20 protein-coding genes are annotated in these 25,267 nt (G+C 70.9%); 16 read left to right on the top strand and 4 right to left on the bottom strand.

Going from position 1 to position 25,267, the window contains the following annotated elements; translation table 11 throughout:
* Positions 1–138: 138 nt before the first annotated feature.
* From ACGFSB_RS30840 to ACGFSB_RS30810, 7 genes are all read left to right on the top strand, one after another.
* Positions 139–2,079, top strand: a complete 1,941-nt coding sequence (locus tag ACGFSB_RS30840) for an acyl-CoA dehydrogenase family protein (RefSeq protein ID WP_393406032.1) — start codon at positions 139–141, stop codon at positions 2,077–2,079.
* A gap of 141 nt (positions 2,080–2,220) precedes the next feature.
* On the top strand, positions 2,221–3,477 hold the full coding sequence (gene dxr, locus ACGFSB_RS30835) for a 1-deoxy-D-xylulose-5-phosphate reductoisomerase (RefSeq protein WP_393406030.1): 1,257 nt from the start codon (positions 2,221–2,223) through the stop codon (positions 3,475–3,477).
* Positions 3,474–4,775: a M50 family metallopeptidase gene (locus tag ACGFSB_RS30830; protein ID WP_393406028.1), complete on the top strand. Its 1,302-nt coding sequence runs from the start codon at positions 3,474–3,476 to the stop codon at positions 4,773–4,775. The genes dxr and ACGFSB_RS30830 overlap by 4 nt, the downstream gene beginning before the upstream one ends.
* A 163-nt stretch (positions 4,776–4,938) precedes the next feature.
* Positions 4,939–6,096 (top strand): flavodoxin-dependent (E)-4-hydroxy-3-methylbut-2-enyl-diphosphate synthase, encoded by a 1,158-nt coding sequence (ispG, locus tag ACGFSB_RS30825; RefSeq protein WP_393406025.1) that lies wholly within the window; start codon positions 4,939–4,941, stop codon positions 6,094–6,096.
* A gap of 209 nt (positions 6,097–6,305) precedes the next feature.
* Positions 6,306–7,154 (top strand): GNAT family N-acetyltransferase, encoded by an 849-nt coding sequence (locus tag ACGFSB_RS30820; RefSeq protein ID WP_393406023.1) that lies wholly within the window; start codon positions 6,306–6,308, stop codon positions 7,152–7,154.
* A gap of 60 nt (positions 7,155–7,214) precedes the next feature.
* Positions 7,215–7,760, top strand: a complete 546-nt coding sequence (locus tag ACGFSB_RS30815) for a GNAT family N-acetyltransferase (RefSeq protein WP_393406021.1) — start codon at positions 7,215–7,217, stop codon at positions 7,758–7,760.
* A 69-nt stretch (positions 7,761–7,829) separates the two neighbouring features.
* Positions 7,830–9,527 carry a proline--tRNA ligase gene (locus tag ACGFSB_RS30810; RefSeq protein ID WP_393406019.1) on the top strand — a complete coding sequence of 566 codons (1,698 nt, stop codon included), beginning with the start codon at positions 7,830–7,832 and terminating at the stop codon, positions 9,525–9,527.
* Positions 9,528–9,755: 228 nt separating this feature from the next.
* On the opposite strand, the gene ACGFSB_RS30805 is transcribed toward ACGFSB_RS30810, so the two are convergent.
* The 3 genes from ACGFSB_RS30805 to ACGFSB_RS30795 all read right to left on the bottom strand — a co-directional run bounded on the left by ACGFSB_RS30805 (position 9,756) and on the right by ACGFSB_RS30795 (position 11,723).
* Positions 9,756–10,655: an aminoglycoside phosphotransferase family protein gene (locus ACGFSB_RS30805; RefSeq protein ID WP_393406017.1), complete on the bottom strand. Its 900-nt coding sequence runs from the start codon at positions 10,653–10,655 to the stop codon at positions 9,756–9,758.
* A 61-nt stretch (positions 10,656–10,716) separates the two neighbouring features.
* Positions 10,717–11,175: a ferritin-like domain-containing protein gene (locus tag ACGFSB_RS30800; protein ID WP_393406015.1), complete on the bottom strand. Its 459-nt coding sequence runs from the start codon at positions 11,173–11,175 to the stop codon at positions 10,717–10,719.
* A complete protein-coding gene (locus ACGFSB_RS30795) occupies positions 11,172–11,723 on the bottom strand; it encodes a hypothetical protein (RefSeq protein ID WP_393406013.1) in 552 nt (183 codons plus the stop codon). The genes ACGFSB_RS30800 and ACGFSB_RS30795 overlap by 4 nt, the downstream gene beginning before the upstream one ends.
* Before the next feature lie 268 nt (positions 11,724–11,991).
* Here ACGFSB_RS30795 and rimP point away from each other — a divergent pair, with 268 nt between their 5' ends.
* The 9 genes from rimP to ACGFSB_RS30750 all read left to right on the top strand — a co-directional run bounded on the left by rimP (position 11,992) and on the right by ACGFSB_RS30750 (position 24,139).
* Positions 11,992–12,492: a ribosome maturation factor RimP gene (rimP, locus tag ACGFSB_RS30790; RefSeq protein ID WP_393406011.1), complete on the top strand. Its 501-nt coding sequence runs from the start codon at positions 11,992–11,994 to the stop codon at positions 12,490–12,492.
* A 2-nt stretch (positions 12,493–12,494) separates the two neighbouring features.
* The gene (gene nusA / locus ACGFSB_RS30785; RefSeq protein WP_393406009.1) at positions 12,495–13,493 is read left to right on the top strand and encodes a transcription termination factor NusA; all 999 of its coding nucleotides are present in this window, start codon (positions 12,495–12,497) and stop codon (positions 13,491–13,493) included.
* Between the two features lie 89 nt (positions 13,494–13,582).
* Complete coding sequence (locus ACGFSB_RS30780; RefSeq protein ID WP_393406007.1) at positions 13,583–13,873, top strand: DUF448 domain-containing protein; 291 nt, start codon at positions 13,583–13,585, stop codon at positions 13,871–13,873.
* 145 nt (positions 13,874–14,018) lie between these two features.
* Entirely contained in the window at positions 14,019–17,234 is a 3,216-nt protein-coding gene (gene infB, locus ACGFSB_RS30775; RefSeq protein WP_393406005.1) for a translation initiation factor IF-2, read from the top strand.
* 139 nt (positions 17,235–17,373) lie between these two features.
* Complete coding sequence (locus ACGFSB_RS30770; RefSeq protein ID WP_393406003.1) at positions 17,374–17,667, top strand: DUF503 domain-containing protein; 294 nt, start codon at positions 17,374–17,376, stop codon at positions 17,665–17,667.
* Between the two features lie 32 nt (positions 17,668–17,699).
* Complete coding sequence (rbfA, locus tag ACGFSB_RS30765) at positions 17,700–18,170, top strand: 30S ribosome-binding factor RbfA (protein ID WP_393406001.1); 471 nt, start codon at positions 17,700–17,702, stop codon at positions 18,168–18,170.
* A complete protein-coding gene (truB, locus tag ACGFSB_RS30760; RefSeq protein WP_393405999.1) occupies positions 18,167–19,075 on the top strand; it encodes a tRNA pseudouridine(55) synthase TruB in 909 nt (302 codons plus the stop codon). Before rbfA ends, truB begins: the two co-directional genes overlap by 4 nt.
* A 215-nt stretch (positions 19,076–19,290) precedes the next feature.
* Complete coding sequence (locus tag ACGFSB_RS30755; RefSeq protein ID WP_393405997.1) at positions 19,291–23,061, top strand: trypsin-like peptidase domain-containing protein; 3,771 nt, start codon at positions 19,291–19,293, stop codon at positions 23,059–23,061.
* 127 nt (positions 23,062–23,188) lie between these two features.
* Positions 23,189–24,139: a bifunctional riboflavin kinase/FAD synthetase gene (locus tag ACGFSB_RS30750; RefSeq protein ID WP_393405995.1), complete on the top strand. Its 951-nt coding sequence runs from the start codon at positions 23,189–23,191 to the stop codon at positions 24,137–24,139.
* Positions 24,140–24,211: 72 nt separating this feature from the next.
* Here the strand turns inward: ACGFSB_RS30750 and ACGFSB_RS30745 are convergent, their stop codons facing one another.
* Positions 24,212–25,249, bottom strand: a complete 1,038-nt coding sequence (locus ACGFSB_RS30745) for an oligopeptide/dipeptide ABC transporter ATP-binding protein (RefSeq protein ID WP_393405993.1) — start codon at positions 25,247–25,249, stop codon at positions 24,212–24,214.
* Positions 25,250–25,267: the final 18 nt, after the last annotated feature.

Genomic DNA, 25,267 nt, shown 5'->3' with positions numbered 1-25,267 from the left:
CGCGAGGACTGGTGAGCTCCGGGCGAATCGGGTACATACGATCCATACGATCGAGTAGCACCAGTCAGTAACCGACCGGGTCAAGATCGGGTCAATCGGAGCCGATCGGCCCCACTCCGCGGCGAGGTGAGCTCCTCAATGCCCGCACCAACCCCTAAGCCTTCCGTCACCGAACGCGAGGCCCGGCAGGTTGCCGAGGCCGCCCGTGAGCAGGACTGGCGCAAGCCCAGCTTCGCCAAGGAACTCTTCCTCGGCCGCTTCCGGCTCGACCTGATCCACCCGCATCCGATGCCCGCCGACGAGGACGCCCAGCGCGGCGAGGAGTTCCTCGCCAAGCTTCGCGACTTCTGCGAGACGAAGATCGACTCGGCCCGCATCGAGCGCGAGGCGCAGATCCCCGACGAAGTGATCAACGGGCTCAAGGAGCTCGGCGCGCTCGGCATGAAGATCGACACGAAGTACGGCGGGCTCGGCCTCACGCAGGTGTACTACAACAAGGCCCTGGCCCTGGTCGGCTCCGCGAGCCCCTCCATCGGCGCGCTGCTCTCCGCCCACCAGTCGATCGGCGTACCGCAGCCGCTCAAGCAGTTCGGCACCCAGGAGCAGAAGGACGAGTTCCTGCCGCGCTGCGCCCGCACCGACATCAGCGCGTTCCTCCTGACCGAGCCGGACGTCGGCTCGGACCCCGCGCGCATGGCGATGGCGGCCGTCCCGGACGGCGACGACGCGTACGTCCTGGACGGCGTGAAGCTCTGGACCACGAACGGCGTCGTCGCCGACCTCCTGGTCGTCATGGCGCGCGTCCCCAAGTCCGAAGGACACAAGGGCGGCATCACGGCCTTCGTGGTGGAGGCCGCGGCGGACGGCATCACGGTCGAGAACCGCAACGCCTTCATGGGCCTGCGTGGCCTGGAGAACGGCGTGACCCGCTTCCACCAGGTCCGCGTCCCGGCCGCCCACCGCATCGGCCCGGAGGGCGCGGGCCTGAAAATCGCCCTGACGACCCTCAACACCGGCCGCCTCTCGCTGCCCGCGATGTGTGTCGGCGCGGGCAAGTGGTGCCTGAAGATCGCCCGCGAGTGGTCGGGCGAGCGGGAGCAGTGGGGCAAGCCGGTCGCGTTCCACGAGGCGGTCGGCGCGAAGATCTCCTTCATTGCGGCGACCACCTTCGCCCTGGAAGCCGTACTCGACCTGTCGTCCCAGATGGCCGACGAGGACCGCAACGACATCCGCATCGAAGCGGCGCTCGCCAAGCTGTACGGCTCCGAGATGGGCTGTCTGATGGCGGACGAGCTGGTGCAGATCCGCGGCGGCCGCGGCTTCGAGACGGCGGAGTCCCTCGCGGCCCGCGGCGAGCGCGCGGTCCCGGCGGAGCAGGTCCTGCGCGATCTGCGCATCAACCGCATCTTCGAGGGCTCGACGGAGATCATGCACCTGCTGATCGCGCGCGAGGCGGTGGACGCGCACCTGAAGGTGGCAGGCGACCTGATCGACCCGGACAAGTCCCTCTCGGACAAGGCGAAGGCAGGCGCGAAGGCAGGCGGCTTCTACGCCCGCTGGCTGCCGAAACTGGTCACAGGGCCGGGTCAACTCCCTCGCTCGTACGCCGAGTTCCACCCCGGCGGCCACGCCGACCTCTCCCCGCACTTGCGCTACGTGGAGCGGAGCGCCCGCAAGCTGGCCCGCTCGACGTTCTACGCGATGTCGCGCTGGCAGGGAAAGATGGAGACCAAGCAGGGCTTCCTCGGCCGCATCGTCGACATCGGCGCGGAACTCTTCGCGATGAGCGCGGCGTGCGTACGCGCCGAACTCCTGCGCACGACGGAGGAGCACGGCCGCGAGGCCTATCAGCTGGCCGACACCTTCTGCCGTCAGTCCCGTATCCGCGTCGACGAGCTCTTCGAGCGCCTGTGGACCAACACGGACGGCGTCGACCGGCAGGTGGTCAAGGGCGTCCTGTCCGGTACGTACACCTGGCTGGAAGAGGGCGTCGTCGACCCCAGCGGCGAGGGGCCGTGGATCGCGGACGCGACACCAGGTCCTTCCAAGCGGGAGAACGTCCACCGCCCGATCCGCTGACGCGCCGCTCCGGGGCGTTCCCCCACAGGAACGCCCTGGAGCAGTCCCGGAGCAGCCCCGGAACACGATTCCTGCCAACTCTTACCGACCAGATCGGGGCGCAGTGCACCCACACACAGCCGCCCAGGCAAGAATGGGGGGATGAGCGAAAGTCCAGCCCCCCTCGCCGACCCGCATCTCGTCTTCGACCCCGTCGTCACGGACAGTCCGCGGGACATCGTCGTCCTCGGCTCCACGGGGTCGATCGGCACCCAGGCCATCGACCTCGTGCGGCGCAACCCCGACCGCTTCCGCGTCACCGCGCTCTCCGCCGCGGGAGGCCGTGTCGGGCTGCTCGCCGAGCAGGCCAGGCAGCTGCGGGTGCGGACCGTCGCGGTGGCCCGCGAGGACGTCGTACCTGCGCTGCGCGAGGCGCTGAAGGGGCAGTACGGCAGTGAGCCGCTGCCCGAGATCCTCGCCGGGCCCGACGCGGCCACGCAGCTCGCCGCATCCGCGTGCCACACCGTCCTGAACGGCATCACCGGGTCCATCGGGCTCGCACCCACGCTCGCCGCGCTCGAAGCGGGCCGCACGCTCGCGCTCGCCAACAAGGAGTCGCTGATCGTCGGCGGCCCCCTCGTGAAGGCGCTCGCCAAGCCTGGGCAGATCATCCCCGTCGACTCCGAGCACGCGGCCCTCTTCCAGGCGCTCGCCGCGGGCACCAGGGCCGATGTGCGCAAGCTGGTCGTCACGGCCTCCGGGGGCCCGTTCCGCGGACGTACGAAGGCCGACCTGGCCGACGTCACGCCGGACGACGCGCTCGCGCACCCGACGTGGGCGATGGGCCCGGTCATCACGGTCAACTCCGCGACCCTGGTCAACAAGGGCCTGGAAGTCATCGAGGCGCACCTCCTCTACGACATCCCCTTCGAGCGCATCGAGGTCGTGGTCCACCCCCAGTCCTACGTCCACTCCATGGTCGAGTTCACGGACGGCTCGACCCTCGCCCAGGCCACCCCGCCCGACATGAGCGGCCCGATCGCCATCGGCATCGGCTGGCCCGAGCGCGTGCCGGACGCGGCGCCCGCCTTCGACTGGACGAAGGCGTCGAGCTGGGAGTTCTTCCCCCTCGACAACGACGCTTTTCCGTCGGTCGGGCTCGCCCGGCACGTGGGGAAGCTCGCGGGCACGGCCCCGGCGGTGTTCAATGCCGCCAACGAGGAGTGCGTGGACGCGTTCTTGAACGGCGCCCTGCCCTTCAACGGGATCATGGAGACTGTCACGAAGGTCGTCGCCGAACACGGCACGCCGTCGGTGGGAACTTCCCTGACCGTCGCGGACGTCCTCGAAGCGGAGACCTGGGCGCGAACCCGGGCACGTGAACTGACGGCGAAGGCGACCGCGGAGGCCCGCGCATGACGACCTTGATGATGATCCTCGGCATAGTCGTCTTCGCGCTCGGGCTGCTGATCTCGATCGCCTGGCACGAGCTGGGCCACCTGTCGACCGCCAAGCTGTTCGGCATCCGCGTGCCGCAGTACATGGTCGGCTTCGGGCCGACGATCTTCTCGCGCAAGAAGGGCGACACCGAGTACGGCGTCAAGGCCATCCCTCTCGGCGGCTACATCCGCATGATCGGCATGTTCCCGCCGGGCCCCGACGGCCGTATCGAGGCACGCTCGACGTCTCCGTGGCGCGGCATGATCGAGGACGCGCGGTCGGCCGCCTTCGAGGAGCTCCAGCCCGGCGACGAGAGCCGCCTCTTCTACACGCGCAAGCCGTGGAAGCGCGTGATCGTGATGTTCGCGGGCCCGTTCATGAACCTGATCCTCGCCGTGGCGATCTTCCTCGGCGTGATGATGACGTTCGGCATCAGTACGCAGACGACGTCGGTCGGCAAGGTGTCCGACTGCGTCATCCAGCAGAGCGAGAACCGCACGAAGTGCGCGAAGGGCGACACGGTCGCTCCCGCCAAGGCCGCGGGCCTGAAGCTCGGCGACAAGATCGTGGCCTTCCAGGGGAAGCCCGTCGACGACTGGTCCGCGCTCCAGGGGAAGATCCGGGAGACCATCGGCCCGGCCACCCTCACGGTCGAGCGCGACGGCAAGAAGGTCGACCTGCACGCCAACCTGATCAAGAACCAGGTCAGCAAGACGGACGGCGACGGCGGCTATGTGGAAGGGAAGTACGTCTACGCGGGCTTCCTCGGCTTCACCCCGGCCACCGGCATCGTCCAGCAGGGCTTCGGCGACTCCGTGAACCGCATGGGCGACATGATGGAGAACGGCGTCGAGTCGCTCATCGCACTGCCGTCCAAGATCCCCGACCTGTGGGACGCGGCCTTCGGAGACGGCGACCGCAAGCAGGACTCCCCGATGGGCGTCGTGGGCGCGGCCCGCGTGGGCGGCGAGGTCTTCACGCTCGACATCCCGCCGGAGAACCAGATCGCGATGATGCTGTTCCTGGTGGCGGGCTTCAACCTCTCCCTGTTCCTCTTCAACATGCTGCCGCTGCTTCCGCTGGACGGCGGGCACATCGCGGGAGCCCTGTGGGAGTCGATCCGGCGCCGGGCGGCCAAGCTCCTCAAGCGGCCCGACCCGGGCCCCTTCGACGTGGCGAAGCTGATGCCCGTTGCCTACGTAGTGGCCGGAATCTTCATCTGCTTCACGATCCTGGTCCTGATCGCGGACGTGGTTAATCCGGTGAGAATCTCCTAGTAACGCGAAGTTTGCGGCGGCCGGGCACTCTTTGTGTCCGGCCGATCACCATTGGGTGGACTTGTGGGCGGGATGTGCCCGAGCCCGGTGTGGTGCCGTAATCTCGAAGCCTGGAGCCCGCCGATCTCGGGACCTTGATCCACACCTTGGGGATGCTCGCCAGATGACTGCCGTTTCTCTCGGAATCCCGTCCGTACCGACCAAGCTCGCCGACCGCCGTGTCAGCCGCAAGATCCAGGTAGGTACGGTCGCCGTCGGCGGGGACGCACCGGTGTCGGTGCAGTCGATGACGACGACGCGTACGTCCGACATCGGGGCGACGCTTCAGCAGATCGCGGAGCTGACCGCGTCCGGCTGCCAGATCGTGCGGGTCGCCTGTCCTACGCAGGACGACGCGGACGCGCTTGCCACGATCGCGCGGAAGTCGCAGATCCCGGTGATCGCCGATATTCACTTCCAGCCGAAGTACGTGTTCGCGGCGATCGACGCCGGTTGCGCCGCGGTGCGGGTGAACCCGGGCAACATCAAGCAGTTCGACGACAAGGTCAAGGAGATCGCGCGCGCCGCGAAGGACTCGGGCACGCCGATCCGGATCGGCGTGAACGCGGGCTCGCTGGACGCACGCCTTCTTAAGAAGTACGGCAAGGCCACTCCGGAGGCGCTCGTCGAGTCCGCCCTGTGGGAGGCGTCCCTCTTCGAGGAGCACGGCTTCAGGGACATCAAGATCTCGGTGAAGCACAACGACCCGGTCGTCATGGTCAACGCCTACCGTCAGCTGGCCGCGGCCAGCGACTACCCCCTGCACCTCGGTGTGACGGAGGCGGGTCCCGCCTTCCAGGGCACGATCAAGTCGGCGGTCGCCTTCGGCGCGCTGCTCTCCGAGGGCATCGGCGACACGATCCGCGTCTCCCTCTCGGCCCCTCCGGCCGAGGAGGTCAAGGTCGGTATGCAGATCCTGGAGTCCCTCAACCTCAAGCAGCGCCGCCTGGAGATCGTCTCCTGCCCGTCCTGCGGCCGCGCCCAGGTCGACGTCTACAAGCTGGCCGAAGAGGTCACCGCGGGCCTCGACGGCATGGAGGTCCCCCTCCGCGTCGCCGTCATGGGCTGCGTCGTGAACGGCCCCGGCGAGGCCCGCGAGGCCGACCTCGGCGTGGCCTCCGGCAACGGCAAGGGGCAGATCTTCGTCAAGGGCGAGGTCATCAAGACGGTCCCCGAGTCGAAGATCGTGGAGACCCTCATCGAAGAGGCGCTGAAGATCGCCGAGCAGATGGAGAAGGACGGGATCCCTTCCGGGGAGCCGACAGTCGCCGTCGCGGGCTGATTCTTGTCACGTGGGCCCCGCCACCGGGTTGGTGGCGGGGCCCACGTGCGTCCGGGGGCCGGGTTTCCCCGGGTTTCCCCGGATTTGCCCGCCAACCGGCCCGCGGGGAAGGGGAGACAAAGCCCCCTCCAAGCCACCCCAGGGCACAAGGCGCCCTCGCCAGGTACAGTGCGGAGATCTAGCAGACCGTTTGGTGAGGGCCCCCGCACGTGTTGACTCAGACCACCACCAGGGTCCTCGAACCGAGTGACCTGGACGCCGCGCTCGCCGTGCTCGACCGCGAGCCGGTGGCGAATGCCTTCGTGGCATCGCGGGTGCGTGTCGCGGGCCTCGACCCCTGGCGGCTCGGCGGCGAGATGTGGGGCTGGTACGAGGACGGAATGCTGGAGTCCCTCTGTTACGCGGGCGCCAACCTCGTCCCGATATGCGCGACTCCCCGTGCCGTACGCGCCTTCGCGGACCGCGCCCGCAGGGCAGGCCGCCGCTGTTCCTCCATCGTCGGCCCCGCAGAGCCCACCGCCCAGCTGTGGCGGCTGCTCGAACCGTCCTGGGGGCCTGCCCGCGAGGTTCGGCCCCAACAGCCCCTGATGGTCACCGACCGGCTTCCCCCGGACATCGCCCCCGACCCGTACGTCCGTCGCGTCCGCAAGGACGAGATGGAGACGATCATGCCGGCGTGCGTGGCGATGTTCACCGAGGAGGTCGGCATCTCGCCGATGGCCGGTGACGGCGGCCTGCTCTACCAGGCGCGGGTCGCCGAACTGGTAGGCGCCGGACGGTCGTTCGCGCGCCTCGACCGTGAAGGCAAGGTCGCCTTCAAGGCCGAGATCGGCGCGGCCACGGGCCTCGCCTGCCAGGTGCAGGGCGTCTGGGTGGCGCCCGAGTACCGGGGCCAGGGCCTCGCGGCGCCCGGCATGGCGGCGGTCCTGCGCTACGCCCTCGAGGACGTGGCACCAGTCGTCAGCCTGTACGTCAACGACTTCAACACAGCGGCCAGGGCGGCGTACCGGCGCGTGGGGTTCCAGGAGGTCGGGGCGTTCATGAGCGTCCTGTTCTAGCCCCTGTGCGTCTCGCCCGCGCCCCGCACGTACCCGCGTCAGCGAGTTAAAGTTCGGCGCATGACTGACGACGTCGTGTTCGGGCCGCTGGACCTCGCCGCGCACGTGGACGAAGCGCTGCGCGTGCAGGCCCACGCGTTCGGGCTCAGCGACGACGAGGTCACCGTGCGGCGGCAGATCGTGCTGCGGCACATCACCTACCCCGGCGCCCGCGCGCTCGGCGCCACCACCCCCGAGGGGCGGCTCGTCGGCTTCGTCTACGGAATGCCCAACGACCGCGGCCACTGGTGGTCCACGGTCGTCGAGCCGTATCTGCGCGCCCAGGACATGGACGGCTGGCTCGACGACTCCTTCGTGATCACCGAGCTGCACGTCCAGCCCGGCTACCAGAACCGAGGCGTCGGCCGCACCCTCATCACCACCATCACGGACGCCGTGAGCCAGCCCCGCTCGATCCTCTCCGCGATCGACACGGAGAGTCCCGCACGCGGCCTCTACCGCTGCCTCGGGTACGCGGACCTGGCCCGCAACGTCCAGTTCCCCAGCGCGCCGAAGCCGTACGCGGTGATGGGTGCGCCGCTGCCGCTGAGGCGGCCCGGCACCTAACCGATTTCCGCCCGCACCCGGCCCCCGGCTAACCTCCTGCACATCATTCTTTCCACGCAGGAGATCACCATGGCCCAGGTCCAGCGCATGTCCCGATTGATGATCAAGACACTGCGCGACGACCCGGCGGACGCCGAGACGCTCAACCACAAGCTGCTCGTCCGGGCCGGATACGTCCGCCGCACCGCCGCAGGCATCTGGTCCTGGCTGCCGCTCGGCAAGAAGGTCCTGGAGAACATCAGCCACGTCGTGCGCGAGGAGATGGACGCCATCGGCGCCCAGGAGGTCCTCCTGCCCGCGCTCCTGCCCAAGGAGTCGTACGACGTGACGGGCCGCTACGACGAGTACGGCGACCTGCTCTTCCGCCTCAAGGACCGCAAGGGCGCGGACTACCTCCTCGGCCCCACGCACGAGGAGATCTTCACCCAGATCGTCAAGGACCAGTGCTCGTCCTACAAGGACCTGCCGGTGATCCTCTACCAGATCCAGACCAAGTACCGCGACGAGGCCCGCCCCCGCGCCGGTGTGCTGCGCGGCCGCGAGTTCCAGATGAAGGACTCGTACTCCTTCGACACGACGGACGAGGGCCTCGCCGAGTCCTACGCCCTGCACCGCGCCGCGTACATCAAGATCTTCGAGCGCCTCGGTCTCGACCACCGCATCGTCTCCGCCGTCTCCGGCGCGATGGGCGGCTCGGCGTCCGAGGAGTTCCTGGCGCCCGCGCCGGCCGGTGAGGACACGTTCGTGGACTGCCCCGCGTGCGACTACGCGGCGAACACGGAGGCGGTGTCGTTCGTCGCCACCGAGACTGCGGACGGCTCGGCGCACGGCCCTGTCGAGGACCTGGACACCCCCGACACCCCGACCATCGAGACGCTCGCGGCGCACCTCGGCGTGCCCGCGTCCGCGACCCTCAAGAACCTCCTGGTGAAGGTCGACGGCGAGATCGTCGCCGTGGGCGTCCCCGGCAACCGCGAGGTCGACCTCGGCAAGCTCGGCGAGCACCTGGCGCCGGCCGTCGTGGAGCTGGTGACGGCCGAGGACTTCGAAGGCCGCGACGATCTCGTACGCGGCTACGTCGGCCCGCAGGGCCTGGAGAAGGTCCGCTACATCGCCGACCCGCGGGTGGCGGCAGGCACGGCCTGGATCACCGGCGCGAACAAGATCAACACGCACGCGAAGAACGTGGTCGCGGGCCGCGACTTCGAGGTCGACGAGTACCTCGACGTCGTGGTCGTCGAGGAGGGCGACCCCTGCCCCAAGTGCGGCACCGGTCTTCAGCTCGACCGCGCGATCGAGATCGGCCACATCTTCCAGCTCGGCCGCAAGTTCGCCGACGCCTTCCAGCTGGACGTCCTCGGCCAGCAGGGCAAGCCGGTCCGCGTGACCATGGGTTCGTACGGCATCGGCGTCTCGCGCGCGGTGGCCGCGCTGGCCGAGCAGACGGCGGACGACAAGGGCCTGTGCTGGCCCAAGGAGATCGCCCCCGCCGACGTCCACGTGGTGGCCGCGGGCAAGGCGCTCCAGACGGAGCTGGCGCTTGATGTGTCCGAGCAGTTGAATGCGGCGGGTGTGCGGGTTCTGGTCGATGACCGGGCTGGTGTGTCGCCGGGCGTGAAGTTCACGGACGCGGAGCTGATCGGTGTGCCGACCATCCTGGTGGCGGGGCGGCGCTCTGCCGAGGGTGTTGTGGAGCTGAAGGACCGGCGGACCGGGGAGCGCGAGGAGCTGACTGTGGCCGAGGCGATCGCGCGACTGACTGCCTGAGGGGGCTGGGGCGGGGGCCCTGCGGGGCCTTCCCCCATCCCGCCCCTTCCCGGCTGCGTCTATTGGCGGCTCCGCCGCGCAGGGGCTCCGCCCCAGACGCCGGGGAAATCTCAGCCCGTCCGGCGTTTGAGGACGAACTCGGCGGAGCCGGTGATTGACGGTACGCAAGGCCCCCGCGCCGAGCGGGTTTTCGGGAAGGGGCAGGGCTGGGGACAAGAAACCCGCCCCCTACAACCAACCCGCGAACTCCAACAACAGCTCCGCATCCTGCTCCCGCCCCACACGGCGGGCCCGCACCCCCGACTCCACGGCCCGGAACAACGTCCAGCCCCGCAACCGCTCCTGATCCACATCAAGCGACTCGGCCAGCTTCTTCACCCGGCGGCGGGTGATCGAAGACCCCGAGGGCGAGGCGATCAGGTCCTCGACGCGGTCCCGCACAAGACGGGCCAGGTCGAACGCGCACTCACCCACCACCGGATCCGGCCCCACGGCAAGCCACGGCAAGCGGTCCCCCTGAAGCACCTTGCTCTGCCGGAAGGTGCCATGCAGCAGCCGCACCTCCGCGTCCCCGCCCAGCAACTCGTCCCGAGCCGCGAGCGCCGCGTCGACCAGCGGCGTGACCTCCCCGTCGGCAGCCGCCCGCATCGCGTCGGCCTGCCGCCCCGTCCGCTCGGCCACCGTCTCGAAGCGGTGCCCCGCAGGCGGCTCCACCCACAGGCGGCGCAGTGTGCCCGCGGCCTCCAGGAGGGCCTTGGCCTCCGGCAGCGAACGGACCGAGACATCGCGGTGCAGCCGCTCGAGGAGCAGCGCCCCGTCCGCGGCGGTCGAGGGCGGATCCAGGAGCCGTACGGCACCGAGGCCGCCCCAGTGCGCCAGCGCGGCCCGCTCGCTCTCGGGCCGCGACCTCGGCGGCACGAGCTTCAGCACGGCGGGCGTGCCGTCGGCGAGGTGTACGAGGGCGACGAGGCTGCTGCGCCCGCCGGGCACATGGACCCGCTCGATGGTCAACTCGCGTAGGGCGGCGGCCCGTTCCACCGCCTGAGGCAGTTTCTCCAGCCAGTCGTCACCGTCCTGCGCCGCCTCACCGAGTGCGGTGACGAGACGCTGCGGCGGTTCGAGAGCCATACGCGAGTTGTTCCCTTCCTGACCTTCGTGACTGTCGTGAGCGCCTTGCGCGGTGGCTGCCTTACGCCTTGGGCGCCGGCCGCTCGGCGAGACCAGGGAAGGTTACGCTCCCGCCGCGCCACCGCGCCGCACGGACCGCCGCCTCCCGCAGCGCCTCCGCGGCGCTCCCGCGCCGGGCGCCCGTGGACGCCCGTACGAGATCCGAGTAGACCCCCGCGACCCGCTCCTCGAGCTGCGTCGCAAGACGCACGGCCGCCGCGGAGTCCGGGACGGTGAACGGCAGCGCGTAGGCGGCGGCCGACGGCTCGGGCTCGCCGCCCAGGTCGCGCACGGCGCGCTGCAGTTCGTCGCGCCGGGCGCGATGCGCGTCGTACGCCGTGCGCGCCTCGGTCCTGCGCCCCTCGCCGACCCGGCCGCCGACGACCCCATAGCCGTACACGGCGGCGTGCTCGGCGCCGAGCGCGGCCTGCACGGCCTTCAACTCACCTTTGGAATCGCCCACTTCGCTCACTGCACTCACTTGTCGCCCTCCGTCAGCAGATACGCGTGCGCGGCACCGGCGGCCGCCACCGATGCGAGGAGCCTGGCCAGCTCGTCGGGCGCGTCGAGCAGCGCGCTCCCGCGCCGCCCCGCCAGCTCACGCTCGGCCTTGGCGAGATCCCGTACGGCTTCCTTCTCGTCCGTGGGTACGGAGGGGGAAGCAGCAGGCGAGGGCGACACAGAAGGAGAAGCGGACGGAGAAGCGGAAGCGGAGGCAGACGGAGAAGCCAACCCCTCGGCGAACGCCGCCTCGTGCCGCTTCACCTCCACCCGCAGCGGTTCGAGCCGCCCGGCGAGTGCGGGATGCGCGGCGAGCACGGCGTCGTACCGCCCGAGCAGCTCCCCGCTGTCCCGAGCGGCACGCGCGCGTAGGCGCTCGGCGGTGGAAGGGCGCTCGTCGGAGTCCGTGGAGGCGGAATCCGAGCAGCCCGAGAGCAGCGCGGCCCCGGCCGCTCCGGCGGCCCCGGTCAGCAGACTCCTGCGGCGCGGCCCTGGACGGGAGCGTGAGGCGATGGGATACGACGGCACAGCAGACGTCCTCGGAAGGAAGGCCAGCAAGGCAGGCAGGGGGACAGGCAGGGTGAAGCGGGGCGGTCCGAGCCGGGCGTGAGCCCGGTGATCACCGTACCTTCGGCCTGCCCTCGTACGCGTGAGCGGCTCGAAGCCGGGTGCACGGCGGTCGGACGACGGGTGGACAGCGGGCCGATGGCGGCGGCAACACCTCTCGGGAGCGGATACCCTTTGACCTGACACACGACGATCCCACAACAGCACACGCGGCCGAGGAGTCACCCGGATGAGCACCACCCAGAGCGAGAGGCTGCGAGAACTGCTGGAACCGCTCGTCAGCTCGAAGGAACTGGATCTCGAAGAGATCGAAGTGGCCTCGGTCGGACGTAAGCGTGTGCTGCGAGTCGTCATCGACTCCGACGACGGCGTGGACCTGGATCAGATCGCGGAGATCAGCCGCGAAGTCTCCGAGAAGCTCGACGAGAGCGACGCGATGGGCGAGGGGGAGTACACCCTCGAAGTCGGCTCCCCGGGCGCCGAGCGCCCGCTGACGGAGCACCGCCACTATCTGCGTGCCGTCGGCCGCCTGGTGAAGTTCCAGCTGACGGAGGGCGGCGACGACGTGATCGCCCGCATCCTCGAGGTGGACGACGAAGGCGTGGATCTTGAAGTACCGGGCGTGAAGGGGCGCAAGCCCACCGCCCGCAGGCTCACCTTCGACGCGATCGCCAAGGCGCGCGTCGAGGTCGAGTTCAGCCGCAAGGACAAGAAGGAAGAGGAGGCGTAGCCGTGGACATCGACATGAGTGCCCTGCGGGGTCTGGTCCGGGAGAAGGAGATCTCCTTCGACCTGCTGGTCGAGGCGATCGAGTCCGCTCTCCTCATCGCGTACCACCGCACCGACGGCAGTTTCCGTCGTGCCCGCGTGAAGCTGGACCGCGAGAGCGGCCATGTGACGGTGTGGGCGACGGAGGACCCGGCGGACCTCGAAGAGGGTCAGGAGGCCAAGGAGTTCGACGACACCCCGTCGGACTTCGGCCGCATCGCCGCGACGACCGCCAAGCAGGTCATCCTCCAGCGTCTGCGCGACGCCCAGGACGACGCGACCCTCGGCGAGTACGCGGGCCGTGAGGGCGACATCGTCACCGGCGTGGTCCAGCAGGGCCGCGACCCGAAGAACGTGCTCGTCGACATCGGCAAGCTCGAAGCCATCCTGCCGGTGCAGGAGCAGGTGCCGGGCGAGGAGTACACCCACGGCTTGCGCCTTCGTTCGTACGTCGTCCGGGTGGCGAAGGGTGTCCGTGGCCCCTCGGTCACGCTGTCCCGTACGCACCCGAGCCTCGTCAAGAAGCTCTTCGCGCTCGAGGTGCCCGAGATCGCCGACGGCTCGGTCGAGATCTCGGCCATCGCCCGCGAGGCCGGTCACCGGACCAAGATCGCGGTGCGCTCGACCCGCTCCGGGCTCAACGCCAAGGGCGCCTGCATCGGCCCGATGGGCCAGCGTGTGCGCAACGTCATGGCCGAGCTCAACGGCGAGAAGATCGACATCGTCGACTGGTCGGACGACCCGGGCGAGATGGTCGCCCACGCGCTCTCACCGGCGCGGGTCAGCAAGGTGGAGATCGTCGACCTCGCGGCCCGTTCCGCGCGGGTGACGGTGCCCGATTACCAGCTGTCCCTCGCGATCGGCAAGGAGGGCCAGAACGCCCGCCTGGCCGCGCGGCTCACGGGCTGGCGCATCGACATCCGCCCGGACACCGAGCAGCCGCAGGACTCCCGCGAGTCCTGATCGGACCCTGATCGAGTTCTGATCAAGACAACAACCGTTCGATTTTTGCCCCAAAGGGGTGACGTCGGTGCGGGGAGGTAGACTTAAACGTGTCTGGCCGGACGCAAGCCCGCGCCTGCCCTGAACGCACCTGTGTGGGGTGCCGGGAGCGAGCGGCCAAGAGCGATCTGCTGCGCATCGTGGCGAAAGAGGGCGCTTGCGCCCCCGATCCAAGCGGTACGCTGCCCGGCCGGGGTGCGTATATCCACCCCGTCCCGGTCTGTCTCGACCTGGCGGTCCGACGCAGAGCGTTCCCGAGGGCCTTCCGGGCCCCGGGCCCGCTCGACACGGAGGACTTGCGCCGAGCCGTCGAGACAGTTGCCCAGCAGGCAACACCGTAAGGAAGGTCGCGCGGAACCCCGCGCGGCCCTGGTATTCCGCGAGTTGGAAGTAGGTCGAGATTGCGATGAGCACTCGATGAGCACGCGATGAGTACGCCCATGAAGTAGCGACGGTCCGGCGTAACCCGGACCTAAAAGGAGCGAAGTGGCTAAGGTCCGGGTATACGAGCTCGCCAAGGAGTTCGGCGTAGAGAGCAAGGTCGTCATGGCCAAGCTCCAAGAACTCGGTGAATTCGTACGTTCGGCGTCCTCGACGATCGAGGCGCCGGTAGTACGCAAATTGACTGACGCATTGAACACGGGCGGTGGCAACGGCAAGCCCGCCGCCGCCAAGCCCGGGGCGCCGCGCAAGCAGGCCGCCCCCAAGCCGGCGACGCCGTCGGCCCCCTCTCCCGCGCAGGCCGCCCGTCCGGGTCCGGCCGCGCCCAAGCCTCCGGCGCCGGCTGCCAAGCCCGCCGCCGAGGCCGACAAGCCTGCCGCAACCCCGGCGGCCTCCGGCCCGCGTCCCGGCCCCAAGCCGCCGACGCCCAAGCCGGCACCGGCCGCCCCGGCGGCTCCCGCGGCTCCGGCTCCGGTCACCCCGGCCGCGCCCGCCGCACCGGTCTCCCCGGCTCCGGCCGCACCGGAGTTCACCGCTCCGCCGGCCGCTCCGGCTGCCCCGGCCGCCTCCTCGGCGCCGGCAGGCCCCCGTCCGGGCGCTCGCCCGGGTGCCCCCAAGCCCGCGGGCCGTCCGGCCCCCGGCCAGGGTGGTCAGGGTGGTCAGGGCCGTAGCGACCGCGGTGACCGCGGCGACCGTCAGGGTGGCGCTCCGCGTCCGCAGGGCCAGGGTGGCGCAGCGCGCCCCGGTGGCCGTCCGGCAGGACCGCGTCCCGGCAACAACCCCTTCACCTCTGGTGGCTCCACCGGCATGGCGCGCCCGCAGTCGCCTCGTCCGGGCGGCGCCCCGCGCCCCGGCGGCCAGGGTGGCCCCGGTGCTCCCGGCGGCGCCCCGCGTCCGCAGGGCCAGGGCGGCGGCCAGGGTGCTCCTCGTCCGCAGGGTCAGGGCGGCGCTCGCCCCAGCCCCGGCGGTATGCCTCGCCCGCAGGGCGGCGCTCCGCGTCCTGGTGGCGGTGCCCCCGGCGCGGGCGGTAACCGTCCCAACCCGGGCATGATGCCGCAGCGTCCCGCTGCGGGCAGCCCGCGTCCCGGCGGTGGCCCCGGCGGTGGCCGTGGTCCCGGTGGCGGCGGTCGTCCCGGCGGTGCCGGTGGCGGCGGCGGTCGTCCCGGTGGCGGCGGCTTCGCAGGCCGTCCCGCTGGTCCCGGTGGCGGCGGCGGCTTCGCCGGCCGTCCCGGTGGTCCCGGTGGCGGTGGCGGCGGTTTCGCAGGCCGTCCCGGTGGCGGCGGTGGCCGTCCCGGCTTCGCGGGTCGTCCGGGTGGTCCCAACGCCCGTGGTGGCACGCAGGGCGCCTTCGGCCGCCCCGGCGGTCCCGCGCGTCGTGGTCGCAAGTCGAAGCGGCAGAGGCGCCAGGAGTACGAGTCGATGCAGGCTCCGTCGGTCGGCGGCGTCATGCTGCCGCGCGGCAACGGCCAGGCGGTCCGCCTGTCCCGTGGTGCCTCGCTGACCGACTTCGCCGAGAAGATCAACGCCAACCCGGCGTCGCTCGTCGGCGTGATGATGAACCTCGGCGAGATGGTCACTGCCACGCAGTCCGTCCCGGACGAGACGCTGAAGCTCCTCGCGGACGAGATGAACTTCGTCCTCGAGATCGTCAGCCCGGAGGAGGAGGACCGCGAGCTCCTCGAGTCCTTCGACATCGAGTTCGGCGAGGACGAGGGCGGCGAGGAAGCACTCGTCGCGCGTCCGCCGGTCGTGACCGTCATGGGTCACGTCGACCACGGTAAGACCCGACTTCTGGACGCGATCCGCAAGACGAACGTCATTGCGGGCGAGGCCGGCGGTATTACGCAGCACATCGGTGCGTACCAGGTCGGCGCCGAGGTCAACGGCGAGGACCGTCGGATCACCTTCATCGACACCCCCGGTCACGAGGCGTTCACCGCCATGCGTGCCCGTGGTGCGAAGTCCACCGACATCGCGATCCTCGTGGTCGCGGCGAACGACGGTGTGATGCCGCAGACGATCGAAGCGTTGAACCACGCCAAGGCGGCCGACGTGCCGATCGTGGTCGCGGTCAACAAGATCGACGTCGAGGGTGCCGACCCGACCAAGGTGCGCGGTCAGCTCACCGAGTTCGGTCTGGTGGCAGAGGAGTACGGCGGCGAGACGATGTTCGTCGACATCTCCGCCAAGCAGGGCGAGAACATCGAAGCCCTCCTCGAGGCCGTGGTCCTGACCGCGGACGCCTCGCTCGACCTGCGGGCCAACCCGGAGCAGGACGCGCAGGGTATTGCGATCGAGTCCCACCTGGACAAGGGCCGCGGCGCCGTCGCGACCGTCCTGGTCCAGCGCGGTACCCTCCGCGTCGGTGACACGATGGTGGTCGGCGACGCGTACGGCCGAGTCCGCGCGATGCTCGACGACAAGGGCGAGAACGTGGAAGAGGCGGGTCCTGCGACTCCGGTCCTCGTCCTCGGTCTCACCAACGTCCCGGGTGCCGGCGACAACTTCCTGGTCGTCGACGAGGACCGTACGGCCCGTCAGATCGCCGAGAAGCGTGCCGCCCGTGAGCGCAACGTCCGCTTCGCTCGCAAGGGTGTGCGGTTCTCCCTGGAGAACCTGGACGAGGCCCTCAAGGCCGGTCTGGTGCAGGACCTCAACATCATCATCAAGGGCGACGCGTCCGGTTCGGTGGAGGCTCTCGAGTCCTCGCTGCTCCAGCTCGACGTCGGCGAAGAGGTCGACATCCGCGTCCTGCACCGCGGTGTGGGTGCGGTCACCGAGTCGGACATCGACCTGGCGACCGGCTCCGACGCGATCGTGATCGGCTTCAACGTCCGTGCGGCCGGTCGTGCCGCCCAGATGGCCGAGCGCGAAGGTGTGGACGTCCGGTACTACTCGGTCATCTACCAGGCGATCGAAGAGATCGAAGCAGCCCTCAAGGGCATGCTCAAGCCGGAGTACGAAGAGGTCGAGCTCGGCACGGCGGAGATCCGCGAGGTCTTCCGCTCGTCCAAGCTGGGCAACATCGCCGGTGTTCTTGTCCGCTCCGGCGAGGTCAAGCGCAACACCAAGGCGCGCCTCATCCGCGACGGCAAGGTCATCGCGGAGAGCCTCAACATCTCCGGTCTGCGCCGCTTCAAGGACGACGTCACGGAGCTCCGCGAAGGGTTCGAGGGCGGTATCAACCTCGGCAACTTCAACGACATCAAGATCGACGACGTCATCGCGACGTACGAGATGCGCGAGAAGCCTCGCGGCTGATCAACGCAGCTCGGGTCGGGGCCGGTCGAGGGGAAGTAAATCCCGTCGATCGGCCCCGGTCGTTCCGTGTACGGTTCTTGTGTCCCTGCCAAGTGGTTGGCGGGGCACGACCCCGAACCGGCGGGACATCCGGACACACATGTATGTGGGGACACTGTCCTTCGATTTGCTCCTCGGCGACATTCACTCGCTGAAGGAGAAACGCTCCGTCGTCCGCCCGATAGTCGCCGAACTCATGCGTAAGTACGCGGTGAGTGCGGCGGAGACCGGGAACCAGGACCTCCATCGCAGGGCCGAGATCGGCCTGGCGCTGGTCTCCGGGGAGACGGGGCACCTCACCGACGTACTGGACCGGTGCGAGCGTTTGGTCGCCGCCCGTCCGGAGGTGGAGCTGCTCTCGGTTCGACGCAGGCTCCACGGCGACGAAGACTGATTGCACAGCAAGGCGAAGAAGGAGACGGAGCAGTGGCCGACAACGCGCGGGCGAAAAGGCTGGCGGACCTCATTCGAGAGGTGGTTGCCAAGAAGCTTCAGCGCGGGATCAAGGACCCGCGGCTCGGTACGCATGTGACCATCACGGACACCCGGGTCACGGGTGATCTGCGGGAGGCGACCGTCTTCTACACGGTCTACGGGGACGACGAGGACCGCGCGGCGGCCGCCGCCGGTCTGGAGAGCGCCAAGGGCGTCCTCCGTTCCGCGGTCGGCGCGGCTGCCGGTGTGAAGTTCACCCCGAGCCTCGCCTTCGTGGCGGACGCACTGCCGGACAACGCCAAGGCCATCGAGGACCTCCTCGACAGGGCGAGGCTCTCGGACGAGAAGGTGCGCGAGGTGTCCGCGGGCGCCGAGTTCGCCGGCGGGGCCGACCCGTACCGCAAGCCTGAGGACGAGTCCGACGAAGAAGACGAAGAAACGGACGGCGACGCCCGCGCATGAGCAGCACCAGCAACAAGACGCCGGACGGACTTGTCATCGTCGACAAGCCGTCCGGCTTCACTTCGCATGACGTGGTCGCCAAGATGCGCGGGATCGCCAAGACCCGCCGCGTCGGCCACGCGGGCACCCTCGACCCCATGGCGACGGGCGTTCTCGTCCTCGGGGTCGAGCGGGCGACCAAACTCCTCGGCCATCTCGCGCTGACGGAGAAGGAGTATCTCGGCACGATCCGTCTTGGCCAGAACACACTCACGGACGACGCCGAAGGCGAGCTCACCTCGTCCGCCGACGCCTCCGGCATCAAGCGGGAGGCCATCGACGAGGGCATCGCCAAGCTCTCCGGCGACATCATGCAGGTGCCGTCGAAGGTCAGCGCCATCAAGATCGACGGCAAGCGGTCGTACGCGCGAGCGCGCGAGGGCGAGGACTTCGAGATCCCCGCACGCCCGGTGAAGATCTCCGCCTTCACCGTGTACGACGTCAGGGACGCCGTGGCCGAAGACGGCACCCCCGTCCTCGACCTGGTCGTTTCGGTGGTCTGCTCGTCGGGGACGTACATCCGCGCGCTGGCCCGCGACCTCGGCGTGGACCTCGGGGTCGGCGGCCATCTGACGGCGCTGCGGCGCACGCGCGTCGGTCCTTACAAACTGGACGCGGCGAAGACCATCGACCAGCTCCAGGAGGAGCTGACGGTGATGCCGGTGGCGGATGCCGCCACCGCCGCGTTCCCGCGCTGGGACGTGGACGAGCGGCGGGCGAAGCTGCTGCTCAACGGCGTGCGGATCGAGATGCCTGGGGAGTACGCCGGTGTTGGCGCCGTCGCGGTGTTCGACCAGGAGGGCCGGTTCCTGGTCCTGGCCGAGGAGCTGAAGGGCAAGGCCAAGAGCCTCGCGGTCTTTGCCTGAGGCCTTCCCGTCGTGGAGCGGCGCACAGTTGTCCGCCGCTCCACGGGAACCCCCTGTCTGAAGGTGTATCCATCTGGCCGTACGGATTCACCCCATCGGGCAGGCGCTCGGAGTGAACCGAGGGGGCGGAAGGGGGCGCGTTCGCGACGCGTTCTGTCCTGCTGATCACCGGAGACCTACCGTCGGAAGGACGGGGCGCTGCGGGGAGGTCGGGCATGACGGGACAGAACGACCCGGCGGCGCTCGACGGCTCCCTGGTACGGATCTGCGATCTGGCCGGGCGTCCACGGGGGATGGGATTCGCCGCCGACGACCACGGCACGGTGATCACCAGCCATGAGGCCGTCGACGGCCTCGCGCGGATAGTGCTGCACGCGGCGGGGGAGCGCGTCTGCGTGGTGGGCGCCGACGCCGTCGTCGCTCTTCCCGAGGCCGATCTCGCACTCATCCGTACGGAGGAGCTCGCCCTGCGGCCGCTGCCGGTCACGGTGCGGGACGCCGTTCCTGTGGGCGCCTACGTACGCATCGTCGCGCGCGGGCAGCGTGAGGCGCGGGTTCTGGGCCCCGCCTCTGTGACGTACACGGCGACGGACCGCTTCCATCTGATCGACGCCGCCATGGAGTTGGCGATCGGCACGGACGGCGCCGACGCGCTGCGGCTGGGCGGCGGGGCAGCGGGCGGGCCGGTCGTCGGCGCCTCGTCCGGGGCCGTGCTCGCCGTCCTGGGCACCGCGCTGCACGGTGAGCACCGGGCGGCGGGGTTCGCGGTGCCGCTGCGGGAGGCGGCCGCCGTCGATCCGGGCGGGCCGCTCGCCGAGCTCCTTGCCCGCAACGCGGCGACGGTTCCGGCGTACGGCCGCGATCTGAACCTGGCGGGCGCGCTGCATCTGACGGCGACGTCGGTCGGCTCCGACGGGCCTCGCCCCGCCCTCCTGGAACCGGTCGAACGCCCCGATACGACACGGGAGTTGGCGGACTTCACCGGCGGGCCCGCACAGGTGCTCGGCCTGGTCGGCGACCCCGGCACAGGCCGGACGACTGAACTCGCCGCGCTGGCCGCACGCCGGGCGAGGGGCGCGGAGCCCACCCCCACGCTGTGGCTGCGGGGAGCCGACCTTCAGGGCGCCGACGGGGGAGTGGGCGACGCGGTGGAGCGGGCCCTGGAGCGGGCGGGCCGGATCCTGGAGGCCTCAGCCTCTGCCTCAGCCTCTGCCTCAGCTCCGGCCTCTGCCTCAGCTCCGGCCTCTGCCTCAGCTCCGGCCTCGGCCTCGGAGGAGGTGCTTGCCGCGGCGGACGACGGGCTCGGGGACATTTCCGCGGGGCGCGTGGCGCGGCTCGTGCGGGACGCGGGGCGGCCGTTGTTGCTGTTGCTCGACGGACCTGAGGAGATGCCGCCGGTCCTCGCGCACCGCCTCGCGGAGTGGAGCGCGGGTACGGGCGAGTGGCTGCGGGGGACGGGGGCGCGGCTCGTGGTGGCCTGCCGGGCGGAGTACTGGGAGCAGGCCGCGGCGCACTTTCCGGCGGAGCTGCTGCCGGGGTGCGCCTGCCTCGGGGATCTGCCCGAGCGGCAGGCGCGGATCGCTCGGGCGCGGTACGGCATCCCGGACGGGGCGCTGGCCGCGACGGACGCGCGGCATCCTCATACCCTGCGGCTGCTCGCCGAGGTGCGGGCGGCTCTGCCGGAGGAGCCGCCGCCGGGGCGTCCTGGCCGGGAGGAGATCTTCGAGGCGTACGTGGACGTGCTCTGCCTGCGGGTGGCGGTGCGGCTCGCGGCGGCGAACGGACTCCGGGGCGCGGCGGTACGACGCCTCGCGGCGAAGGTGTCCGGGCAGCTGCACGAGGCCGCCCGGCGGTGCCTCGGGCCGGGGCAGGGGGAACTCGACCGGGCGTCGTTCGAGGAGGTGTTCCCGTGGGGAGCGAGGTGGGCGTCCGCGGTGCTCACGGAGGGCCTCCTTGTCCCTGCCGGGGGTGGCTACCGGTTCGCCCACGAGGAGCTCGCGGACTGGATCCAGGGAATGCATCTGGATGTGGACGGGGCCCTGTGGTCGCTGGTGCACCGGCATCGCGCCCCGCTGCCGGAGGCGGCACTGCCGGTACCCCGGCATCGGATCGGCCCTGTGATCCAGGCGCTGCTGCTTCTCGGCCGACAGCGGGGCCCTGCGGAACTGGAGGCCCGGCTACGGGACTTGGCCCGGTTCGGAAAGCTTCACCCATCGCCCGTCGAGTCGCCCCCCGGCATCGTGGGCTGTGCCCACCCGTCCCGCCGTGCGGGACGATTGCCCACAGCGGCGGGGACGGCGACGGACGGCGAGGGCAAGGGCGCGCCCGTTGTGGGTGGTGCGTCGTGTGGCGCGAATGCCAAGGCCGCCCCTGTTGTGGGCAGGCGTTCCGCAGGGCGATGGGGGTCCCCCCGATCGAGCGAAGCCGAGAGTGGGGGAGGGTGGGCACAACCCCGACCGCTGGGTGCCGAGAAGCAGGGGGACACGGGCAACGCGCCCCCACCCCCAGGTGCCGATACACAAGGGGACACGGGCAACGCACCTGCGGAGCCCCCGCCTGCCGATACCCCGGGCGACGCCCATTGGTGGGCCACGCACCTGCTGAGAGAGACCCTCTCCAGGGTGGGCGACGCCAGCCCCTTCCTCGGGCTGCTCAAGGAGCTCGCCGAGCAAGGCGCCCCGCACCCCGCCGAGTTCTGGCTGGGCCTGCCCCTCACCGATGCCGACCGGTTCGACCTGCTGCGGGACGCAGTGATCCACGACCCCCCGCCCGGCCCCAGCCGGGCCCGCTGCCTGGACGCGGTCGCCGAGCTACTGGCCACCGCACCCGCGACAGCGCAACCGCACCTCACCCGATGGTTCACCGACGAGCGTCCCCTCGAAGCCACCCCCCACGCCACCGTCGCCTCCGCCGCGCAGGCCCTCCTCCACACCCACCGCCACCGCGCCATCGACGACCTCATCGAGGCCCTGGTCGACTGCGCCCACGCCCGCGCCGACGAACTCCTCGCCGTGCTCGCCGAGGAGGAGCCGTCCGCCATCTGCCGGGCCGTGGACCGCTGGGTCCACGACGAGCGCCCCGCTCGGCATGTCGCCGCCGTCACCTACGGCCTGCGTGCCGCCCCACACGCCACGACGGACGCCGACCGCAAGCTCCTGCGGTACGCGGCCTTCGCCCTGCTCGCCCGCACCGCCGACGACACGCTGCACGGCGCCGCCCTGGCCCTCCTCGTGCGCGACCCGCAGACCCGCGAGCGCCACCTGCCACCCGCCCTGAAGCGTTTCTCCGCAGGCGACCCACAGCTGCCCATGAGCGCCCTCGTCGCGGCCCTGGCCACCCACCCCGACCCCGTCATCGCCGCTTTCCGGACCCGACTGCACGGACCGGGACCCGCACCGGGAGAGGTACTGCGCGGCCTGGCCGACGTGACGGCGCCGGGACTCGCCCGGCGGGTGGCGGATCTCGTACGCGACGTGCTGGAGCTGCGCCCCGACCTGGCGGGGCACGTGGCCGCGTATCTCGACCTGCGTCTCGAGCAAGGACCTGGCGTCCGCGCCGTCATCCTCCCGCTCACGGTGGGCCTGCTGCGCGACCGTCCGCCGCAGGTGCGCGCGGCGCTCGCCGCCGCCGTCGCCGCACCCGGCACCGACGCCTCGCGTGCCCTGCGCACCGAGCTCCTGGAGGCGCTGCTCGCCGAAGAGCGGGAGCCCGACGTCCTGGACGCGGTGCTCTGCGCCGTGGCGGGCGGCGCCGACAAGGAACGGGTCCGCGAGCTCGTGCACCGCACCGCCGTCCTGCTGGTCCGCACCCCGGCGGGCGCGACCTGCTTCGACCGGCGCCTGGTCGAGCTGGCCCGTTCCGTACCGGGCTTCGCCGCCCTGGTCGGCCAGTGGATGGGCGGCGCCCCGCAGGACTGGGCCGCCCTCGTCGGCCCCAGCGCCCGTCGCATGATCGAGAACCTCGCCGGCGTACGCGTCCCCGCGTGACCCCGCGTGACCCCCGCCACCCCATCCGATGCGAGCCGGATCGCGCGGGCATGGCAGTCTTAGACCTGCGCAATCGGCAACGGGACGTACACACACTCGGACACGGGTTCGGCGAGGAGCAAAGACAGTGCAGCGCTGGCGTGGCTTGGAGGACATCCCCCAGGACTGGGGGCGCAGCGTCGTCACCATCGGTTCCTACGACGGCGTACACCGCGGACACCAGCTCATCATCGGCCGCGCGGTGGCACGTGCCCGTGAGCTCGGAGTGCCCGCCGTGGTCGTCACCTTCGACCCGCACCCCAGCGAGGTCGTGCGCCCCGGCAGCCACCCGCCGCTGCTCGCCCCGCACCACCGGCGCGCCGAACTGATGGCGGAGCTCGGCGTGGACGCGCTCCTCATCCTGCCGTTCACCACGGAGTTCTCGAAGCTGTCGCCCGCCGACTTCGTCGTCAAGGTCCTCGTCGACAAGCTCCACGCGCGCGTGGTCGTCGAGGGCCCCAACTTCCGCTTCGGCCACAAGGCCGCGGGCAACGTCGCCTTCCTGACCGAGCTCGGCGCGACGTACGACTACGAAGTCGACGTCATCGACCTGTACGTGAGCGGCGAGGCCGGGGGCGGTGAGCCCTTCTCGTCCACGCTCACCCGCCGCCTGGTCGCCGAGGGCGACGTGGCGGGCGCCGCGGAGATCCTCGGCCGCCCGCACCGTGTCGAGGGCGTCGTCGTCCGCGGCGCGCAGCGCGGACGCGAACTGGGCTTCCCCACCGCCAACGTGGAGACGCTGCCGCACACGGCCATCCCGGCCGACGGCGTGTACGCGGGCTGGCTGCACGCGCAGGACGAGGCGATGCCCGCGGCGATCTCCGTCGGGACGAACCCGCAGTTCGACGGGACCGAGCGGACCGTCGAGGCGTACGCGATCGACCGTGTCGGGCTCGACCTGTACGGCCTGCACGTGGCCGTGGACTTCCTGGCCTTCGTGCGCGGCCAGGCGAAGTTCGACTCGATCGACGAGCTGCTGGTCGCCATGGCGGACGACGTGAAGCGATCGCGCGAGCTGATCGAAGCGGACGGCGCCTAGTTCCGCGCCCCGTAAGGGGCGCCGGCGCGGGGAACTGCGCGAGCAACCACGACGCACCCGCACCCGCAGACGCTAGGGCGTGCCTTCGGCAACCAGCGCCTCGGCCCAGTGACAGGCCACCTGCGTCCCGCCCCCGCCGGACAACACCGGCAGATCCTCACTCCGGCAGCGGTCCGCCACCCCGGCCCTCTCGGCCTCACCCGAGTCGAGAACCTGGCACCGTGCGTGGAACCGGCATCCGCCCGGGATGCGGGACGGGTCCGGCGGCTCTCCGGTAAGGACCACCGGATCACCGGGAGCCTCCGGCAGGACGGACAACAGGGCCTGGGTGTACGGATGCTGAGGCGACGTCAGAACCTCCTCCACCGTCCCCGTCTCGACGATCCGCCCCAGGTACATCACCGCGACACGGTCCGCGATGTTCCACGCGAGCCCCAGATCGTGCGTCACCACGAGCGCGGAGAGCCCCAGTTCCGCACGGAGCCGCAGCAGCAGAGCGAGGATCTCGCCGCGTACGGACGCGTCGAGCGAGGCCACCGGCTCGTCCGCGACGATCAGTTCGGGCTCGAGGACCAGCGCGCCCGCGATGACGACACGCTGGCGCTGACCGCCCGACAGCTCGTGCGGATAGCGCAGGAAGAACCGCTCGGGCGGGCGGAGTCCGGCCCGCGAGAGGGCCCCGGCGACCGCCGCCCGCTCGTCACCCGCGTACCCATGGATGCGCAGCCCCTCGGCGACAGCCTCGTACACGGTGTGACGGGGATTCAGCGACCCGCTGGGGTCCTGGAGCACCAGCTGTACGCGCTTGCGGTACGCCTTCAAGGCCCGCCCGGAGTAGTCGAGCGGCTTGCCGCCGAAGGTCACCTTGCCCGAGGTGGGCGCCACCAGACCGAGCAGGGAACGGGCCAGGGTCGTCTTTCCGCAGCCGGACTCGCCGACCAGGGCCACGATCTCGCCCGGCCCGATGTCGAGGTCCACGCCGTCCACGGCCCGCGCGGGCGGGGCGCCGCGGCGGCCGGGGAAGGTGATGTGCAGGTCGCCCGCAGACAGCAGCGGATCAGCCGAAAGCGGGGGATCAGCCGACAGCGGGGGATCATCGGTGGTCGTCATGCGTCGCTGCTCCTCGGT

The organism is Streptomyces sp. NPDC048441 (genome assembly GCF_043200235.1).
Classification (GTDB): Bacteria; Actinomycetota; Actinomycetes; order Streptomycetales; family Streptomycetaceae; genus Streptomyces.
The sequence above is the reverse complement of the archived record's forward strand: the minus strand, read 5'-3'. Positions and strand labels throughout refer to the sequence as shown.

What these genes read in the sequence shown, in the direction of transcription:
- ACGFSB_RS30840 (WP_393406032.1), top strand. Translation starts at nt 139, where the DNA reads ATGCCCGCACCAACCCCTAAGCCTTCCGTCACCGAACGCGAGGCCCGG.
- dxr (WP_393406030.1), top strand. Translation starts at nt 2,221, where the DNA reads ATGAGCGAAAGTCCAGCCCCCCTCGCCGACCCGCATCTCGTCTTCGAC.
- ACGFSB_RS30830 (WP_393406028.1), top strand. Translation starts at nt 3,474, where the DNA reads ATGACGACCTTGATGATGATCCTCGGCATAGTCGTCTTCGCGCTCGGG.
- ispG (WP_393406025.1), top strand. Translation starts at nt 4,939, where the DNA reads ATGACTGCCGTTTCTCTCGGAATCCCGTCCGTACCGACCAAGCTCGCC.
- ACGFSB_RS30815 (WP_393406021.1), top strand. Translation starts at nt 7,215, where the DNA reads ATGACTGACGACGTCGTGTTCGGGCCGCTGGACCTCGCCGCGCACGTG.
- ACGFSB_RS30810 (WP_393406019.1), top strand. Translation starts at nt 7,830, where the DNA reads ATGGCCCAGGTCCAGCGCATGTCCCGATTGATGATCAAGACACTGCGC.
- ACGFSB_RS30805 (WP_393406017.1), bottom strand. Translation starts at nt 10,655, where the DNA reads ATGGCTCTCGAACCGCCGCAGCGTCTCGTCACCGCACTCGGTGAGGCG.
- rimP (WP_393406011.1), top strand. Translation starts at nt 11,992, where the DNA reads ATGAGCACCACCCAGAGCGAGAGGCTGCGAGAACTGCTGGAACCGCTC.
- ACGFSB_RS30770 (WP_393406003.1), top strand. Translation starts at nt 17,374, where the DNA reads ATGTATGTGGGGACACTGTCCTTCGATTTGCTCCTCGGCGACATTCAC.
- truB (WP_393405999.1), top strand. Translation starts at nt 18,167, where the DNA reads ATGAGCAGCACCAGCAACAAGACGCCGGACGGACTTGTCATCGTCGAC.
- ACGFSB_RS30755 (WP_393405997.1), top strand. Translation starts at nt 19,291, where the DNA reads ATGACGGGACAGAACGACCCGGCGGCGCTCGACGGCTCCCTGGTACGG.
- ACGFSB_RS30745 (WP_393405993.1), bottom strand. Translation starts at nt 25,249, where the DNA reads ATGACGACCACCGATGATCCCCCGCTGTCGGCTGATCCCCCGCTTTCG.